General features: G+C 62.1%; 18 protein-coding genes. 5 read left to right on the top strand and 13 right to left on the bottom strand.

Features of this window, described 5'->3' with window-relative positions:
- Position 1: 1 nt before the first annotated feature.
- From dhaK to ACE3TY_RS02660, 12 genes are all read right to left on the bottom strand, one after another.
- Positions 2 to 1,003, bottom strand: a complete 1,002-nt coding sequence (dhaK, locus tag ACE3TY_RS02715; protein ID WP_374650645.1) for a dihydroxyacetone kinase subunit DhaK — start codon at positions 1,001 to 1,003, stop codon at positions 2 to 4.
- 20 nt (positions 1,004 to 1,023) lie between these two features.
- A complete protein-coding gene (locus ACE3TY_RS02710) occupies positions 1,024 to 1,449 on the bottom strand; it encodes a hypothetical protein (protein WP_374650643.1) in 426 nt (141 codons plus the stop codon).
- A complete protein-coding gene (gene ptsP / locus ACE3TY_RS02705) occupies positions 1,446 to 3,047 on the bottom strand; it encodes a phosphoenolpyruvate--protein phosphotransferase (RefSeq protein WP_374650975.1) in 1,602 nt (533 codons plus the stop codon). The genes ACE3TY_RS02710 and ptsP overlap by 4 nt, the downstream gene beginning before the upstream one ends.
- Positions 3,037 to 3,381 (bottom strand): HPr family phosphocarrier protein, encoded by a 345-nt coding sequence (locus ACE3TY_RS02700; RefSeq protein ID WP_374650974.1) that lies wholly within the window; start codon positions 3,379 to 3,381, stop codon positions 3,037 to 3,039. Before ACE3TY_RS02700 ends, ptsP begins: the two co-directional genes overlap by 11 nt.
- A gap of 37 nt (positions 3,382 to 3,418) precedes the next feature.
- On the bottom strand, positions 3,419 to 3,808 hold the full coding sequence (dhaM, locus tag ACE3TY_RS02695; protein ID WP_374650641.1) for a dihydroxyacetone kinase phosphoryl donor subunit DhaM: 390 nt from the start codon (positions 3,806 to 3,808) through the stop codon (positions 3,419 to 3,421).
- Positions 3,805 to 4,416 carry a dihydroxyacetone kinase subunit DhaL gene (dhaL, locus tag ACE3TY_RS02690; RefSeq protein WP_374650639.1) on the bottom strand — a complete coding sequence of 204 codons (612 nt, stop codon included), beginning with the start codon at positions 4,414 to 4,416 and terminating at the stop codon, positions 3,805 to 3,807. Before dhaL ends, dhaM begins: the two co-directional genes overlap by 4 nt.
- 39 nt (positions 4,417 to 4,455) lie before the next feature.
- Entirely contained in the window at positions 4,456 to 5,475 is a 1,020-nt protein-coding gene (locus tag ACE3TY_RS02685; protein WP_374650637.1) for an ABC transporter ATP-binding protein, read from the bottom strand.
- Positions 5,468 to 6,565 carry an ABC transporter ATP-binding protein gene (locus ACE3TY_RS02680; protein WP_374650635.1) on the bottom strand — a complete coding sequence of 366 codons (1,098 nt, stop codon included), beginning with the start codon at positions 6,563 to 6,565 and terminating at the stop codon, positions 5,468 to 5,470. Before ACE3TY_RS02680 ends, ACE3TY_RS02685 begins: the two co-directional genes overlap by 8 nt.
- Positions 6,566 to 6,568: 3 nt before the next feature.
- Positions 6,569 to 6,787, bottom strand: a complete 219-nt coding sequence (locus tag ACE3TY_RS02675) for a hypothetical protein (protein ID WP_374650633.1) — start codon at positions 6,785 to 6,787, stop codon at positions 6,569 to 6,571.
- Entirely contained in the window at positions 6,784 to 7,740 is a 957-nt protein-coding gene (locus tag ACE3TY_RS02670; RefSeq protein WP_374650631.1) for a carbohydrate ABC transporter permease, read from the bottom strand. Before ACE3TY_RS02670 ends, ACE3TY_RS02675 begins: the two co-directional genes overlap by 4 nt.
- A complete protein-coding gene (locus tag ACE3TY_RS02665) occupies positions 7,737 to 8,690 on the bottom strand; it encodes a carbohydrate ABC transporter permease (RefSeq protein WP_374650629.1) in 954 nt (317 codons plus the stop codon). Before ACE3TY_RS02665 ends, ACE3TY_RS02670 begins: the two co-directional genes overlap by 4 nt.
- 69 nt (positions 8,691 to 8,759) lie before the next feature.
- Positions 8,760 to 10,076 carry an ABC transporter substrate-binding protein gene (locus ACE3TY_RS02660; RefSeq protein ID WP_374650628.1) on the bottom strand — a complete coding sequence of 439 codons (1,317 nt, stop codon included), beginning with the start codon at positions 10,074 to 10,076 and terminating at the stop codon, positions 8,760 to 8,762.
- Positions 10,077 to 10,489: 413 nt separating this feature from the next.
- Here ACE3TY_RS02660 and ACE3TY_RS02655 point away from each other — a divergent pair, with 413 nt between their 5' ends.
- From ACE3TY_RS02655 to ACE3TY_RS02635, 5 genes are read left to right on the top strand one after another with little or no spacing between them, the layout of a single operon-like run.
- Positions 10,490 to 11,527, top strand: coding sequence for a LacI family DNA-binding transcriptional regulator (locus ACE3TY_RS02655; protein ID WP_374650626.1), 1,038 nt, complete (start codon positions 10,490 to 10,492; stop codon positions 11,525 to 11,527).
- Between the two features lie 12 nt (positions 11,528 to 11,539).
- A complete protein-coding gene (xylB, locus tag ACE3TY_RS02650) occupies positions 11,540 to 12,997 on the top strand; it encodes a xylulokinase (RefSeq protein WP_374650624.1) in 1,458 nt (485 codons plus the stop codon).
- Positions 12,994 to 14,319: a xylose isomerase gene (xylA, locus tag ACE3TY_RS02645; RefSeq protein ID WP_374650623.1), complete on the top strand. Its 1,326-nt coding sequence runs from the start codon at positions 12,994 to 12,996 to the stop codon at positions 14,317 to 14,319. Before xylB ends, xylA begins: the two co-directional genes overlap by 4 nt.
- A gap of 56 nt (positions 14,320 to 14,375) precedes the next feature.
- Complete coding sequence (locus ACE3TY_RS02640; protein ID WP_374650972.1) at positions 14,376 to 15,428, top strand: sugar phosphate isomerase/epimerase family protein; 1,053 nt, start codon at positions 14,376 to 14,378, stop codon at positions 15,426 to 15,428.
- Between the two features lie 15 nt (positions 15,429 to 15,443).
- Complete coding sequence (locus tag ACE3TY_RS02635; protein ID WP_374650621.1) at positions 15,444 to 16,625, top strand: Gfo/Idh/MocA family protein; 1,182 nt, start codon at positions 15,444 to 15,446, stop codon at positions 16,623 to 16,625.
- On the opposite strand, the gene ACE3TY_RS02630 is transcribed toward ACE3TY_RS02635, so the two are convergent.
- Positions 16,622 to 16,753, bottom strand: a complete 132-nt coding sequence (locus tag ACE3TY_RS02630) for a hypothetical protein (protein ID WP_374650620.1) — start codon at positions 16,751 to 16,753, stop codon at positions 16,622 to 16,624. The two genes, ACE3TY_RS02635 and ACE3TY_RS02630, sit on opposite strands and share 4 nt — an antisense overlap.
- Between the last annotated feature and the right edge of the window lie 12 nt (positions 16,754 to 16,765).

The following is a 16,765-nucleotide window of genomic DNA, read 5'->3' as shown; positions in this document are numbered from 1 at the left end:
ATCACATGGCCCAGCGCAGAGCCGCCGTATGCAGCGGTGAATCCCAAAGGCCGATATCTGAATCCTCGACCAGTGACAAGGTCAGGGAACAGCCTGCCATTTCCAGCGACGTCACATAGGGCCCGACGAGGCAGCGCGCGACCAGCACCTTCTGCCCAGCCAGAATCTTTCGGGCGGCATTGCACATCAGGTAGAGCTCCATCGACGGCGTGCCACCGAAGCCGTTGACCAGCAGGATCGCCTGCTGGCCCGACTTGGGTGCCAGATCGCCGGTAATGGCACCCAGCATTTCGGCAGCGATCGCATCGGCCGAGGCAAGCCTCACACGGCGGCGTCCCGGTTCGCCGTGAATGCCGACACCCATCTCCATCTCGTCTTCGGCCAGGGTGAAGGTTGGCTTGCCCGCAGCCGGCACTGTGCAGCTCGTGAGCGCCACCCCCATCGACCGGGTGCGCGCATTGACGCTCTGGCCGTATGCCTGCAGCGCGTTGAGATCCCGCCCCTGCTCTGCCGCCGCACCCACCAGGCGCTCGACGATCAGCGTTCCGGCAACGCCACGCCGGCCGGTCGAATAAGTCGAGGTTTCAACAGCCACATCGTCATCGGTGATGATTGTCGCAACCGGGCTGCCGATCGCGTCGCCGGCCATCTCGGCCGCCATGGCGAAGTTCATCACGTCGCCTTCATAGTTCTTCACGATGAAAAGGATGCCGGCGCCCGTATCTACCGCCTGCGCCGCCGCCAGCATCTGGTCCGGCGTCGGCGAGGTAAAGACCTGGCCCGGGCAGGCCGCATCCAACATGCCGTGTCCGACGAAGCCGCCATGCAGCGGTTCATGCCCAGACCCGCCGCCGGAGATCAGTCCGACCTTGCCCTTCCTCTGGCTGCGGCGACGGATGAACTTGCGTTCGTCACCAAGCTCGACAATGTCGGCATGGGCCGCGGCAAATCCATCGAGCGTCTCCGCCAGCACCGTTTCGATCCCATTGATCAGCTTCTTCATGCTCACATCTCCCCAGATTCTTATTGGCCGCCTTCGACGATCTTTGCGATCTGCACGGCAAGTTCGCTCAGCATATGGTCGAGGCGCTGGTTGCGTTCCTCATTGCCCAGATCCGGCACGTGCAGGGTGGCGGTACGGATACGGCGGCCCGACTGCGCGCGCTGCAGCCGCCCCGGATGGGCGCGGTCATAGGCATCGAGGAATGCCTGCCGTTCCTGGGGCGGGAAATGGGCGATCTCGAAAATCGTCTCTATATGCGGCGCCGGGATCGGCACGGCATAGCTTGGATTGGTAATCTGCGTGATGAAACTGCGGTTCTTGCCCAAAGCGTGCGCCAGGCGCTGGCGCGTGCCCGACGGACGGTTGTCGAGCAGGCGTTGCAGTATGCCCTTATACTCGGCCATCGCCGTGGCCTCGGTGCCGGAGCCTTCCGTTTCAGCATTCATGGGCGCGACCATCCGGCGATGACCGCCTTGGCCCGTGCCAACAGCATGGGCGGCATCGAGACATTGCGCACACCGGCGGCCAGCAGCAAGGGCAGGAGCTTCGGATCTCCCCCGGCATCGCCACACAGGCTGACATCGAGATCCGCTTCACGTCCGAAGCGCGCGACATGTTCGATCAGCATCAGCACCGCAGGATTGGCTGTGTCGTTTAGGTTGGCAACCGACGCAATATCCCGTGCCGCCGCGGTTACATATTGCGTCAAGTCATTGGAACCGATGGAGAAGAATGCCGCGTCATAGCGGTTGATCGCCAGGGCCGCAGCCGGCACTTCGACCATGATGCCGAGTGCCGGCAAGCGGCATGGAATGCCCACGCGTTCCAGATCAGCTACTTCGCCGACCAGCAAGGCCCGCGCCGCCTCGATTTCCGCTGGCACGGTCACCATCGGCAGCATGATCTTCAGCGGCCCGAAACACGCCGCGCGTGCCAGCGCGCGCAGCTGAACGCGAAACACTTCCGGGTTGGCCAGCGACAACCGGATACCGCGCAGGCCCAGGAACGGATTCGATTCGGTCGCCATCGACAGGCCCACGATTGGCTTGTCGCCACCGGCATCGAGCGTGCGTATGGTAACTGGGCGACCCGCCGCCCAGGTAACGATCCGGCGATAGACCGCGAATTGCTGCTCCTCGTCGGGCAGGCGCGGTTGATCGTAGAACAGGAACTCGGTACGCACCAGGCCGATGCCGTCGCAGATTGCCGGGTCCAGCGCATCGAGCTCGGCGGGTGCTGCGACATTTAGCTGGGTCAACACACGCTCGCCATCGGCGGTCACGGCGGATTGCGACAGATATTCGGTCCATTGCGCAGCCTCTTGGGCTGCGCGCTCGACCTGCCGACGGAAGTCGAGAGATGCCTCATCGCTCGGTGCCAGATTGAGACGGCCGGCTTCGCCGTCCAGCAAGGCAGCCTTGTGGGCCTGAATGCTATCCAGATCGATGTTGAGCCCCACCACCATCGGCACGCCGCGCGCCCGGGCCAGCATGGCAACATGGCTGCTGGGGCTGCCGCCGGTGAGAGCTACGCCACCGCCGGCCGACCAATCGCAGGACAGGAACCGCGACGGCGGCATGTCTTCAGCGAGGAAAATTGCACCGGCTGGCGGCAATTCGGCGGCAGCACCGAGCAGCCCGTCGAGCACCCGGTCGCGGATATCGGCCAGATCGCTGGCCCGCGCCCGGAAATACTCATCATCCGCCGCTGCATATTCCGCGATCTGCTCGTCGAGTGCCTTTGTCCAGGCGGCATCGGCAGAAACACCGCCGGGAATCGCGGTAAAGGCGGATTCCGCCAAGGCCTCGTCCCCCAGCATGGCAATCTGGAATTCCAGTATCTCGGCGGCGTCCTCGCTCGCCCGCTGCTGCAGCTTTTCAATTTCGCTGATCGCGTGGGCGATTGCCTGACGCAGTCGACCCGCTTCCTGCTCCGGCGTGCCGGCGGATGCGCGCCGCATGGCCGCCGGGCGATAAACGAAAAGCGGCCCTGCAGCCAAGCCAGGCGATGCCGGGCGCCCGCTATGCCAGTTTTCAGCCGCCATGCCCCTGGCCGCCATGCTGTCCAACGGCCGCGCCCGCGGCCTCACCTTCATGATTTTCATCGAAATCACGACGCACCAGGTCTGACAAAGCCGCAATCGCTTCCGGCGCGTCGGTCCCATTGGCAACGAAATGCAGCACCGCCCCCTTAGGCGCCTTCAGCGCCATCACCTTGACAACGCTCTTGGCATCGATCCAGGGCCCCGACATATCGAAGGCGAGCTGCACCTTGGCGGCAAAGGTCTTGGCGAGCTTGGTCATCTTCACCGCGGGCCGCGCATGCAGCCCGCTCGGATTGGTGATCTCGATCATCGCCTTGATCGTGCTTTCAGTCATGCTCACCTGGTTTCATCCGCGACTCGAATGCCTGACATCATTGCGGTGACAGTTCTTCGGCGGTCCGCCGGACGATGTCCAGAGAAGACCCGCCGGACGCCTCGGTCGCCGCGATAACCGCCCCCTCGACGATGGGCGCGTTACACACCACGACCCGGCCCTGCCTGTCCTCCGGCAGCATTTCGACTGCCATTTCGGAATTCGTTTCGGCTCCCCCCAGATCGACCAGGATGGCGACTCCGGCCTCAGACCAGGCCTTGTCGATAGCTTCCAGAATGCGCTCCACCGAGGTGCCGAGATTGCCCGCCGGATCGCCGCCGCACCAAGCCAGCGGCACCTCGTTGCCGACCATCTGGCGCACCATGTCGGCGGCCCCTTCGGCAACCTTGGGCGAATGGGAAACGATGACGATGCCAACCCTGTTCATGCCACTTCCTTCAATACATTTGCCACCGCACCGATCATCAGCGCCGAGGAGCGCGCGCCCGGATCCATATGGCCGATTGACCTGTCGCCCAGAAAGGACGCACGTCCGCGAATGGCTTTGAGCGGCTTGGTCGCCTCGCTCGCCGCATGCGCCTTGGCGCTCAGGGCATCCAGCTCCAGATTGCCGCCCTCAAGCTGCTCCGCCACCGGTATCAGCACATCGAGCATCGTCTTATGCCCCGCTTCCGCCTTGCCCCGGCTCTGCACCGCCGCGATGGCAGCACGGAATGCCTTGACCAAATCCACGGCCGTCGGCTCCGGCGGCAACTCCTTGCCCAGCGTCATGAAGAGCGTTCCGAAGAGTGGTCCGGAAGCACCGCCCACCTTCATCACCAGCGTCATGCCGACGCCCTTCAGGAAGTCGGGCCAGGGTTTGACGGTCAGCGTTGCGGCATCCGCCGCCACCGCCTCGAAACCACGCTTCATGTTGATGCCATGATCGCCATCGCCAATGGCCTGGTCCAGCGAGGTCAGCTCATCCGCATGTTCCTCGATTACCTTGACGATGGCTGCCAGCAGGGCTTGGCGAAGTTCGGCGTCCTGTTTCATTTTCCACGACCCATGCGCATGACGTTCGACATTCCCCTCCTAAGCCGCGATGCGCTCGCCATCGGCACCGAAGAACAGGGCGCCTCTGAGGCTGAGATCGACCGCATCGCCCACCGAAAGGGCCATATCCGGATCCACCAGGGTCACCAGCTTATGTTCACCCAGGCTGAGATGGAGATGGTTCTGATCGCCGAGATGTTCGATCCAGTCAACCCTGGCCGGATTGCTGCGGCTTTGTGCCGCCCGCCCGACCACGACATGTTCGGTCCGCGCGCCGATGGTGGCGGTACCCGTCGGCATCGGCTGATCGGCAAAGGCAGCCGCCGGCAACAGATTGATCGACGGCATACCGAGGCGCGTGGCCACATAAATGTTGCGCGGCGCCTCATAGATCTCGCGCGGTGTCCCGACCTGCACCAGGCGCCCGTGATCGAGTACGCCGATCCGTGTCGCCATGGTCATCGCCTCGATCTGGTCATGGGTGACATAGAGCATGGTGGCACCCAGATCGCGTTGGATATGCTGCAGTTCCAGTCGCATGTCCGAACGTAGCTTGGCATCGAGCGACGATAGCGGCTCGTCCATCAGATAGATCGAGGGCGACCGCACCAGCGCGCGCCCGATCGCGACGCGCTGCATCTCGCCGCCGGAAAGCCTCGTGGCACGGTTCTGCAGCTTCTTTTCGATCCGCAGCAGCTTCGCCACACGTTCGACCGTCGATCTGATCGCCGCCTCGTCCAGCCGCCGCGCCGGCGATCGAAGCGGGAAAGCGAGGTTCTCGAAGACGCTGAGATGCGGATAGAGTGAGTATTGCTGGAAGACGAAGGCCACGTCGCGCTCGGCTGGCGACAGTCGCGCCGCGTCCCGCCCGTTGATCATCACACGGCCCGCATCCGGCTTTTCGAGCCCGGCGATCAGGCGCAAGGTCGTCGTCTTGCCGGCACCGGTCGGTCCCAGCAGCACAACGAACTCGCCATCGCGCACTGTGAGGTCGATGGCATCGACCGCCGTCACGTCACCGAACTTCTTCGTCACCTTCTCAAGATGGATCTCAGCCATGGGCGCCACCATCGAACAAGGCGGTGTTGACGGCGCGGCCACCCTCTCCCCTGAATAGGGACAAGCGATCCGGATTGAAGCGCAGCCCGACATGCGCGCCAGGCACCACATTGATATGGGAATTGGTCCGTGCCTTGACTTGACCGAATTCAGTATCCACCGTGACGATCTGGGTCGTACCGAGATATTCGGCACCATAGACGGCACCGCGTAGCGGCGACGCATCGTCGAAGCGAATATGCTCCGGCCTTACACCCAGCACCAGGAACGATGGCGCCACATCCTCGTGCACTGACGGCATCGGCACCACAGTATCACCCAGACGCGCTTCAGCCGATCCGCGGGCGAGACCGCCATGGAAACGCAGGAAGTTCATCGGCGGCGAGCCGATGAAATCGGCCACGAACATGCTGACCGGCCGCTGGTAGATTTCCTGCGGCGCGCCGAACTGCTCGATCAGGCCCCCGCTCATGACGGCGATCTTGTCCGCCATGGACATCGCTTCCAGCTGGTCATGCGTCACATAGACCGTCGTCGCCTTCAGGCGATTGTGCAGTCCGCGCAGCTCGCCGCACATCACATGGCGGAATTCCGAATCGAGGGCACCCAGGGGCTCATCCATCAGGAAACACATCGGCTCGCGCACGATGGCACGCCCCAGAGCGACACGCTGCCGGTCGCCGCTGGACAGGCCCGAAACGGATTTATCCAAAATATGCTCAATGCGCAGGATACGCCCCGCTTCATCGACGCGGCGCCGAATTTCAGCTTTCGAGAAACCTTGGCATTTCAACGAAAAGCCGATGTTCTGCCGCACATTCATATGCGGATAAAGCGCAAACAGCTGGAAGACGAATGCGATATCGCGCTCCGCCGCCCGCTTGAAGGTCACGTCGCTGCCGCCCAGCATGATACGCCCCGATGTCGGCAACTCCAGCCCCGCGATCATACGCAAGGTCGTTGTCTTGCCGCAGCCCGACGGGCCCAGCAGCACGAAGAACTCGCCGTCCTCCACCGTAAAGTTCGAGTTCTTCACAGCGGCGAAATCGCCAAAGCTCTTGTGGAGGTTTTCAACCCGGATCTCAGCCATGGCCTACTCCGGAAACTTGCTGACGACGATGAACATCACGACACCCGCAAGCACGGTGACGAACGACCAGCCATAGAGGTCTATCGAGAAAGGCTGCACCAGCATGAAGACACCGAACAATATGAGTGCGATGGCGACATTCTCCATGAGGCCGCGCCTAGCCCAGCTTGGCCAGTTCCGCTGTGGCCGTCGCCGATCGTCGGTGAATGGCTCCATGCTCATTTGCGCACCGCGCCGAAGGTGATGCCACGCAGCAGATGCTTGCGCAGCAGGACCGTGAAGAACACTATAGGGATCAGGAACAAGGTTGTCCCGGCGCCGACCGCGGGCCAGTCCATGCCGCCCTCGCCGATGATCGTCGGGATGAAGGGCGGCGCGGTCTGCGCCTCGCCGGAAGTCAGCAGGACGGCAAAGGCATATTCGTTCCAGGCGAAAATCATGCAGAAGATGGCGGTCGCGGCGATGCCGGTCGCGGCCTGCGGGAGCACTACCTTGAAGAAGGCGTGAAGGCGCGTATATCCGTCGATCATCGCCGCCTCCTCATATTCGCGCGGGATCTCGTCGATGAAGCCCTTCAGCAGCCAGACGGCCAGCGACACATTCACTGCCGTATAGAGCAGGATCATGCCCAGGGCGGAGTCCGATAGGCCGAGCTGGCGGTACATCAGATAGATCGGGATCGCCACCGCGATGGGCGGCATCATGCGGGTGGAAAGGATGAAGAACAGCAGATCGTCGGCCAGCGGAATCTTGAAGCGCGAGAAGGCATAAGCCGAGAAGACGCCCAGCGAGACAGCCAGGAAAGTCGACCCGAACGCGATAATCAGCGAATTCACGAAGCGCGGAACATAATTCGACGAACCGGCGATAACCATTTCGCGGCGCCTCGTCACCTCGTCGCAGGCGCCCTGGGGCGGACCCAGCGCCTCGATATACTCGTCCGTTTGCCGCGTGCGGGTCGTGAAAAGGTTGCAGTATCCCTCCAGCGAAGGATCGAACACGACCTTGGGCGGATAGGATATCGAGTCAGGCGGCGTCTTCCAGCCGGTCGCAAATATCCAGGCAAGCGGCACCATCGATACGAGCGCATATAAAACCACGAAGAAGCCGGCGACCCGTTTCGAGTTGGACGAAGGCTCGACGACGGAATGGGCTGTGTTTGACGCGCCGCTCATCTCTGCTTCACCTTGTTGAGTGCCTTCACATAGACATTGGCGAGACCGAAGACGACGACGAAGAGGATGATGGCGAAGGCCGATGAGTATCCCGTCCGATAGGCCTCAAAGGCCTGGCGCTTCAGGGCAATCGATGCCAGCTCGGTTGTCGAACCGGGGCCGCCGCCGGTGAGCAGCATGACCATGTCGAACATCTTGAAGTTCTCGATGCCGCGGAACAGGACCGCCAGCATGATGAAGGGAAGCGCCATCGGCAGGGTGATCGACCAGAATTGCTGCCAGCGCGACGCGCGGTCGACTTCCGCCGCTTCCAGAATGTAGTCCGGGATCGAACGCAGACCCGCAAGACAGATCAGCATCACATAAGGCGTCCACATCCAGGTATCGACGATGACGATCGCCCATGGCGCCAAGGTGACCGACCCCAGCATTTCGAAGGATGAGGGTGGGACGCCGGTAAAGAAGGAGACGATATAATTGAACAGGCCGATCTGCGGCTGATACAGGAACTTCCAGAAATTCCCGACCACCGCCGGCGACAGCATCATCGGAATGAGAATGATGGTCGTCCAGAAAGCGTGGCCGCGGAATTTGCGGTCGATCAGATAGGCCAATGCGAAACCGATCAAGGTCTGGAACAGGATTGTCCAGAAGACGAAGTGGGCCGTTGCCTGCATTGCCGCCCAGATTTCCGGCGAATTCAGAATGTCGCGATACCATTTCAGGCCGACATTCACCACCGGCCGGTTCGGCCGGTTCGACGCGAAGTTGGTAAAAGAAAGATAGACCGTCCAGATCAAGGGGAAGATGTTGATTGCCAGCAGCAGCAGCATCGTTGGTGCAACGAACAGCCAGGCGATCGACCGGTCGGATAATCCACGCACGGTCCTGGCAACGCCGGGTGGCGTCGCAGAAGCAGCGCGATGGGCAATGGCGTCAATATTCGGCATATGGCTCTCTGGAAAGAGCGGCGTCTCCGGCAGGATCGCTGGAGACGCCGTGGCATTCGGGAAAAGTCGTTAGAGCTTGCCTTCTTCCTGGAAGATCGCGGTCCAATCCTGGATCAGGCCGTCGAGCGCTTCCTTCGCTGTGCCCTGATCGGCCACGACAAAGTCATGCATGCGCTTCTGCATGGCCTGGAGCAGCTGGGCATAGGCCGGTTCCTGCCAGAAATCCTGCACGCCACCCATGGCTTCGAGGAACTGCGCGGCGAAGGGCTGCGAGTCCTTGAAACTCGGATCGTTCAGCACGGCATTGTGGCAGGCGTAGCCACCCAGCGACCACCACTTCTTCTGCACATCCGGCTGGGCGAACCATTTGATGTAGGCAAGTGCGCCATCCATATTGTCGGTGTTGGCGACGACCGAGATGCCCTGCCCGCCAAGCGTCGATGCGGCGACCTTGGCACTCGGGTTGACGAAGAAGCCGGTCTTCGAACCGACGGTTTCGTCCTTGGCCATTCCGGGCATGAAGGCGAACCAGTTCATCATCATGGCGACCTGACCCGATTTGAACGCGTCGAGGCCCTCACCCATATAACTGTCGGTATAGCCCGGAGGTGTGCAGCACTTGTATATGGCCTTGTACATTTCCAGTCCGGCCACCGCATCGGCGGAGTTGACGGCACCTTCCATGTCATACTTGCCGGGCGTGTTCTCGTACTTGAAGCCATAGGGATAGAGGGCCGAGGTGGCACCCATGGTAATCCCTTCCGAGGCGCGCTCGGTGAAGATCGCCGCGCCATAGACCTTTTTGCCATCGATCTCGCGGCCTTGGAAGAACTCGGCCGTTTCCTTCAATTCTTCCCAGGTCTTCGGCGGCGCCAGGTCGCGATTGTATTTGCCCTTGTACTCCGCCATCAGGTCCGGATTCTCAAACCAGTCCTTGCGGTAGAACCAGCCATTGGCGTCGCCCATCGCCGGGAGCGCCCAATAGTTTGGCGTGCCTTTCGGCCAAGTCGAATAGGCATAGACGGTGGCCGGCGCGAAGTCCTCCATCTTGATTCCTTCCTTGTCGAAGAAATCGTTGAGCTTCACGTAATAGCCATTCTCCGCCGAGCCGCCGATCCACTGCGAGTCGCCAATCAGCAGGTCGCACAATTTGCCGCCTGAATTCAGTTCGTTGAGCATGCGGTCGGCGAAGTTCGGCCAGGGCACGAATTCGAACTTCATTTCCGTGCCGGTCTGTGTGGTGAAGTCTTTCGACAGTTCGACCAACGCATTGGCCGGATCCCAGGCCGCCCAGCAGAGTGTCAGTGAATCGGCTTTGGCGCTCGACATCGGTGCAAAGGCGACCACCGTCGCCAGCGCACCTGCGCCCGCAAGGAACTTCTTCATTCCGGTACCCTCCCATTGTTGCATCCATTTCCCCCATACGCGCCGCTTCGTTCTCGCGGTGGTGCTGGAGGGCCCCGATCGCGCTCCCCGCGCCTTCGGGCATTTCTTCGATGGATTCCGCGCCAACCTGTTCTTGAGGTCTTTGTCGGTTGGCTCGCGGTGTTCAGTAATAATCCATATCACTAAACATCACAAGGCCCGAACGCAGGCAACACAACAAAATTCAGCAGTAAAGCTGCGCTGCTATGCAGCAATAGAGTCATTAAGTTTTTCGCACTCGCGAAATCCGTCGCGTTCTTTCTCATCATTCTGCAATCGAACTAAACATAGTAAACATCTCCGCTTATGTCATGGGACGACATCACATCAATTTCTGAGTTGCGCACCTCAATCTTTCACGGCAGGTTGCGGTTATGGATGACCGCCCTCGCCGCCCTACCCTTGTCGACGTCGCCGAGCACGCCCAGGTAAGCCTCGCCACCGTCGATCGCGTCTTCAATCGCCGCCCCGGCGTCAGTGTAAAAACCGTGCAGCGTGTCGAGCAGGCCTTGGTGAAGCTCGGCTACCGGCCGGATGCGGCGGCGGTGCGGCTCGCCCGCGGCATTCAGTTCAATTTCTGTTTCGTCCTTCCAGCCGGCACCAACACCTTCATGTCGATGCTGGCGGCCCAAGTGGAACGGTCGCTGCAATGGCTCGAAGATCAGAATACATTCGGCGATATCCTGCGCGTCGATGTGTTCGACCCGCAGGTTCTGGCCCACACCTTGCGCGGCCTGGGCGGGCGCTATCATGGTGTCGCCGTGGTGGCGCTGGACCATCCGGTGGTGCGCGACGCCATCAACGCGCTGGTCGAAAGCGGCGCCCATGTCGTCACCCTCGTCTCCGATGTGCCTTCCTCTCGCCGCCACCGCTATATCGGCATCGACAATTCCGCCGCCGGCCGGACCGCTGCCACCTTGATGGGACGCTTTGTCGGCCAGCGTGCAGGCAAGCTCGGCCTCATCGCCGGCAGCCTCGCCTTGCGCGACCACGCCGAACGCCTGTTCGGCTTTCAGCAGGTCATTGCCGCCGAATATGCCGCTCTCGCCCCCCTGCCGGCGCTCGAAGGGAATGACGATGCCGTGCGATGCAAGGGGTTGGCCCACGCCTTGCTGAAGGACAATCCCGATCTCGTCGGCATCTACAGCATCGGTGCCGGCAATCGCGGCATCGTCGAGGCGCTCGAAGAGGCGGGCAAATCCCGGCAGATTCTCTTCATCGGCCATGAACTGACCGAATTCTCCCGCCGCTACCTGATCCGTGGCATCATGGACGCCGTGATCAATCAGGATGCGGGACACGAGGCGCGCTCGGCTGCACGCGTCCTTCTAGCCTATTGCAGCGGTCAGCCGATGATCGACGATCAGGAACGCATCCGTATCGACATCTTCCTCCGCGACAACCTGCCCTGAGCGGAGGCGCCCTTGTATATCGGCATCGATCTCGGCACCTCGTCGCTCAAATGCGTCCTCGTCGATGCTGCCCAGAATGTCGTCGCCACAGCAACCGAGCCCCTCACCGTAAGCCGGCCCGCTCCCGCGCATTCCGAGCAGGATCCGGATTCCTGGTGGCAAGCCTGCCAGCGGACGCTCGACCGGCTCGCGGCCAGCCAACCCCAGGCCATGCAGGATGTTCTGGGGATCGGCCTGTCCGGGCAGATGCATGGTGCTACCCTCCTCGATTCCGCCGACCGCGCCTTGCGCCCGTGCATCCTGTGGAACGATGGCCGCGCCGCCATGGAGTGCGCCGAAATGGAAACCGCATGGTCGGAATTGCGTGCCGTCACCGGCAACATCGCCATGCCCGGCTTCACGGCGCCAAAACTGCTCTGGGTGAAAAAGCACGAGCCAGACATATTCGCTGCCACAGCCAGGGTTCTTCTGCCCAAGGCCTATCTGCGCCTGAAGCTGACCGGCGAGCATGTCGAGGAGATGTCCGATGCCGCTGGCACCCTCTGGCTGGACGTCGCCAGGCGAGACTGGTCGGACGCAGCACTTGCAGCGACGGGCCTTGCGCGCAGGCACATGCCGCGTTTGGTGGAAGGATCGGCGCCCGCCGGCAGATTGCGGTCCGAATTGGCACAGCGCTGGGGCATGAGGGCCTCGCCCATCCTTGCCGGCGGCGCCGGCGACAATGCAGCCGGCGCCATCAGCCTCGGCGCGGTCCGGCCCGGCGACGCCTTCATCTCGCTCGGCACATCCGGCGTGCTATGGGCCACGACGGCGGGCTTCGCGCCCAACCCAACCGCGGCCGTTCACACCTTCTGCCATTGCCTGCCGCAGACATGGCACCAGATGGGCGTCATCCTGTCGGCAGCCTCCTGCCTATCGTGGCTGGCACGGACCCTGGGTGAAACGGAAAGCGCGCTTCTGGCGCCGCTCGGCCGGAAGCCGGCGCGGCCGTGCGATGTTCTCTTCCTCCCCTACCTCTCAGGCGAGCGCACACCGCACAATGATGCGCAGATTCGTGGTGCCTTTATCGGACTGGCCCATGAGACCGACCGGGACATGCTGGTCCAGGCGGTCATGGAAGGTGTCGCCTTCGCGCTGAAGGATTGCCTGCTGGCGCTCCAGACGGCCGGAACCGGTATCGCCAAGGCCGACGCGATCGGCGGCGGTGCGCGGTCGCCCCTATGGCTGTCGATACTGGCCAATGTGCTCGACATGCCGCTTACGCAGGTGACGAGCGCCGAGGTCAGCGGCGCCTTCGGCGCAGCGCGCCTCGCCCGTCTGGCGGTGACGGGCGAAAATGTGGCCGATATCTGCCTGCCACCCGCCCGCGGCGGCACCGTGGAACCCGATTCTGTGCTGCGCGAAGCCTATGCCGGCGCCTATGCGCGCTATCGCAAGCTCTATCCCGCCTTGAAGGAGATGAACTCATGAATGCACCGATACGATCCTTCTTCTCCGTCAGCAGTCCGGTTCCTTTTGAAGGTCCGGCGTCGCGAAATCCGCTCGCCTTCAGACATTACGATCCCGACCGGGTCGTGCTGGGCAAGCGCATGGAAGATCATCTGCGTTTCGCCGTCTGCTATTGGCACAGCTTCTGCTGGCCGGGCACGGATCCCTTCGGCGGCGACAGCTTCCAGCGCTTCTGGATGCAGCCGGGCGATCCCATGCAGCAGGCGCGCGCCAAGGCGGACATCGCATTCGAACTCTTCCGGCTGCTTGGCGTCCCCTTCTTCACTCTCCATGACCGTGACGTCGCTCCCGAAGGCGCCAACATCGTCGAGTCCAACCGGAACCTACGGGAAATGGGCGATATTCTCGCCCGCAAGATGGAGGGCGCAAAAGTCCGCCTGCTCTGGGGCACCGCCAACCTCTTCTCTCATCGCCGCTACATGGCGGGGGCTGCGACCAATCCGGATCCGGATATTTTCGCTTATGCGGCAGCGCAGGTGAAATCCGTTCTCGAACTGACGCACGAACTGGGTGGCGCCAATTATGTCCTCTGGGGTGGCCGCGAAGGTTACGAGACATTGCTCAACACCGATCTCGGCCGGGAACTCGACCAGCTCGGTCGCTTCCTCAATCTCGTTGTCGAGCACAAGCACAGGATCGGCTTCAAGGGCACCATCCTCATCGAGCCCAAACCGCGCGAACCGACGAAGCATCAATATGATTTCGACGTCGCATCGGTCTACGGCTTCCTCGTGCGCTATGGCCTGGACAAGGAAGTGAAGGTCAATATCGAGGCCAACCACGCGACACTTGCCGGCCACAGTTTCGAACATGAAATCGCGCTAGCGCAGGCGCTCGGCATCTTCGGCTCGATCGACATGAACAGGGGCGATCCGCAATTGGGCTGGGATACCGATCAATTCCCCAACAATGTGCAGGATACCGCCCTAGCCATGTATTATATCCTGCAAGGTGGCGGCTTCACCGATGGCGGCTTGAATTTCGACGCGAAGATACGCCGCCAATCGACTGATCCCGACGATCTGCTGCACGCCCATATCGGCGGGATGGATGTTTCGGCCCGTGCCCTGCTGATCGCGGAAAAAATGATCACGGACGGCGCACTCGCCCAGCATGTGAAACAGCGCTATGGGGGCTGGGACAGCGACGAAGGCCGCGCCATTCTCGGCGGCAAACGCTCGCTGGCCGACCTTGCCGCGGCGGTCGAAGCGCGCAACAGCGAGCCGGCCCCGCGCTCCGGCCGCCAGGAGATGCTGGAGAACCTCGCCAACATCTATCACTGATCGAACAAGCAACGCGCCGGTCACAAGGCGCAGCAACGGGAGAGACGAACATGGCCATGACCACGATCAAGGGACCCGCCATCTTCCTGGCGCAGTTCGCGGGCGACAAGACGCCATTCAATTCCTTCGACGCAATCTGCAAGTGGGCGGCCTCATTGGGTTTCAAGGGCGTCCAGGTACCGAGCTGGGACGGCCGCATGATCGATCTGGAAAAGGCGGCAAAGTCGAAAGCCTATTGCGACGAACTCAAAGGCACCGCCGCCAAGCACGGCATTGCCATCACCGAACTCTCGACGCATTTGCAGGGGCAGCTGGTTGCGGTTCATCCCGCCTATGACCAAGCCTTCGACGGCTTTGCACCGGCCAAGGTGCGCGGCAATCCGAAGGCGCGGCAGAAATGGGCGGTCGACCAGATGATGTTGGCCGCCAAGGCCTCCGCCAATCTCGGACTCAACGCCCACGTCACCTTCTCGGGTGCACTCGAATGGCCTTTCATGTATCCCTGGCCGCAACGTCCCAAGGGTCTTACCGACACCGCCTTCGAGGAATTGGCCAAGCGCTGGCTACCGATCCTCAATGCCTTCGACAAGGTCGGTGTCGATGTCTGCTATGAAATCCATCCTGGCGAGGATCTGCATGACGGCGTCACCTTCGAGATGTTCCTGGAACGGGTGAAGAACCATACCCGCTGCAACATTCTCTACGATCCATCGCATTTCGTTCTGCAATGCCTCGACTATCTCGAATATGTCGACATCTATCATGAGCGCATCAAGATGTTTCACGTGAAGGATGCCGAATTCAACCCGACCGGGCGCCAGGGCGTCTATGGCGGATATCAGACATGGGTGAACCGTGCGGGCCGCTTCCGTTCGCTGGGTGACGGTCAGGTGGATTTCAAAGGCATCTTCTCGAAATTTGCCCAATACGGTTTCAAGGGCTGGGCTGTGCTGGAATGGGAATGCTGCCTGAAGCATCCCGAGGAGGGCGCGCGCGAAGGGGCCGTCTTCATTCGCGACCACATCATCCGCGTGACCGAGAAAGCCTTCGATGATTTCGCCGGCGCCGGCACGGACAAGGCTGCCAACCGCCGCATGCTCGGCATCTAACGGGAGAAGAACGCCATGGCTATCGAAGGCAGCAAAGAGAAGGCACGCCGGGACCGCATCCGCCTCGGCATGGTGGGCGGCGGCGAAGGCGCCTTCATCGGTGCCGTGCATCGCCTCGCCGCGCGCATGGACGATCAATATGAACTCGTCGCCGGCGCGCTCTCCTCCACGCCGGCAAAAGCGAAACGGTCGGCGGCGGCCCTCGGGATCGCTCGCGACCGCGCCTATCTCGATTTTCACACCATGGCGCAGAATGAAGCAGCGCGCCAAGACGGTATCGAGGTCGTCGCCATCGTGACGCCCAACCACCTTCACGCACCTGCGGCGCGCGCCTTTCTCGATGCCGGCATTCATGTGATCTGCGATAAGCCGTTGACGACGACGCTGAAGGACTCGCTCGACCTGCAGCAGCGTGCCAGGAAGGCACGAAAGCTGCTGGCCGTGACTTATAACTATACCGGCTATCCAATGGTACGACATGCCCGCCAGATGGTAGCGGACGGTGAGCTCGGCGCGTTGCGCGTCGTACAGGTTGAGTATCCGCAGGACTGGCTGACCGAGAAACTGGAAGCCACGGGGCAGAAGCAGGCCCTATGGCGCTCGGACCCGAAACAATCCGGTGCCGGCGGCTCGATCGGGGATGTCGGCACACATGCCTACAACCTCGCCTGTTTCGTCAGCGGACTGACACTCGATTCCCTCGCCGCCGATCTTTCATCCTTCGTGCCGGGCCGCAAGCTGGATGACAACGCGCACATCCTGCTGCGCTTCCGTGGCGGCGCCAAGGGCATGCTGTGGACCAGCCAGGTGAGCCCCGGCAACGAGAACAATCTTCGCCTGCGCCTTTACGGATCGAAAGGCGGCCTCGAATGGCACCAGGAACATCCCAACCAATTGCTCTGGTCACCCTTCGGCAAACCCACTCGGACCATTGCGCGCGGCACTAGCGCCGCCAACGCCGCGGCAGCCCGCATGACGCGCGTTCCACCTGGACATCCGGAAGGCTATCTGGAGGGCTTCGCCAACATCTACAGCGAAGTCGCCGCCGCCATTCGCGCCGCGCGCGCAAGGCGCCGCACCGATCCGGCCGTCACGTTCCCCACGGTCGCCGATGGAGCGCGCGGCGTGGCCTTCATCGAAGCAGCCGTCAAGTCCTCGCAACGCAATGCGGCTTGGGTCAAGGTGCCGAAGGTCTAGACCATCAACTGGCCGCCGTGATAGTGCACGGCGACCTTGGCGCCGGCACCGCCCGGCGCGCACGAGATCGCTGTACCGATGCCGGTGGCACCGCCGGTCACCAGTACGCGTTTTCCCTTGAGATCCATATCCCCAGCAGG

This window comes from Dongia sp., from assembly GCF_041918875.1.
Classification (GTDB): Bacteria; Pseudomonadota; Alphaproteobacteria; order Dongiales; family Dongiaceae; genus Dongia.
Note: the sequence above shows the minus strand (reverse complement) of the source record. Positions and strands in the feature narration are given on the sequence as shown.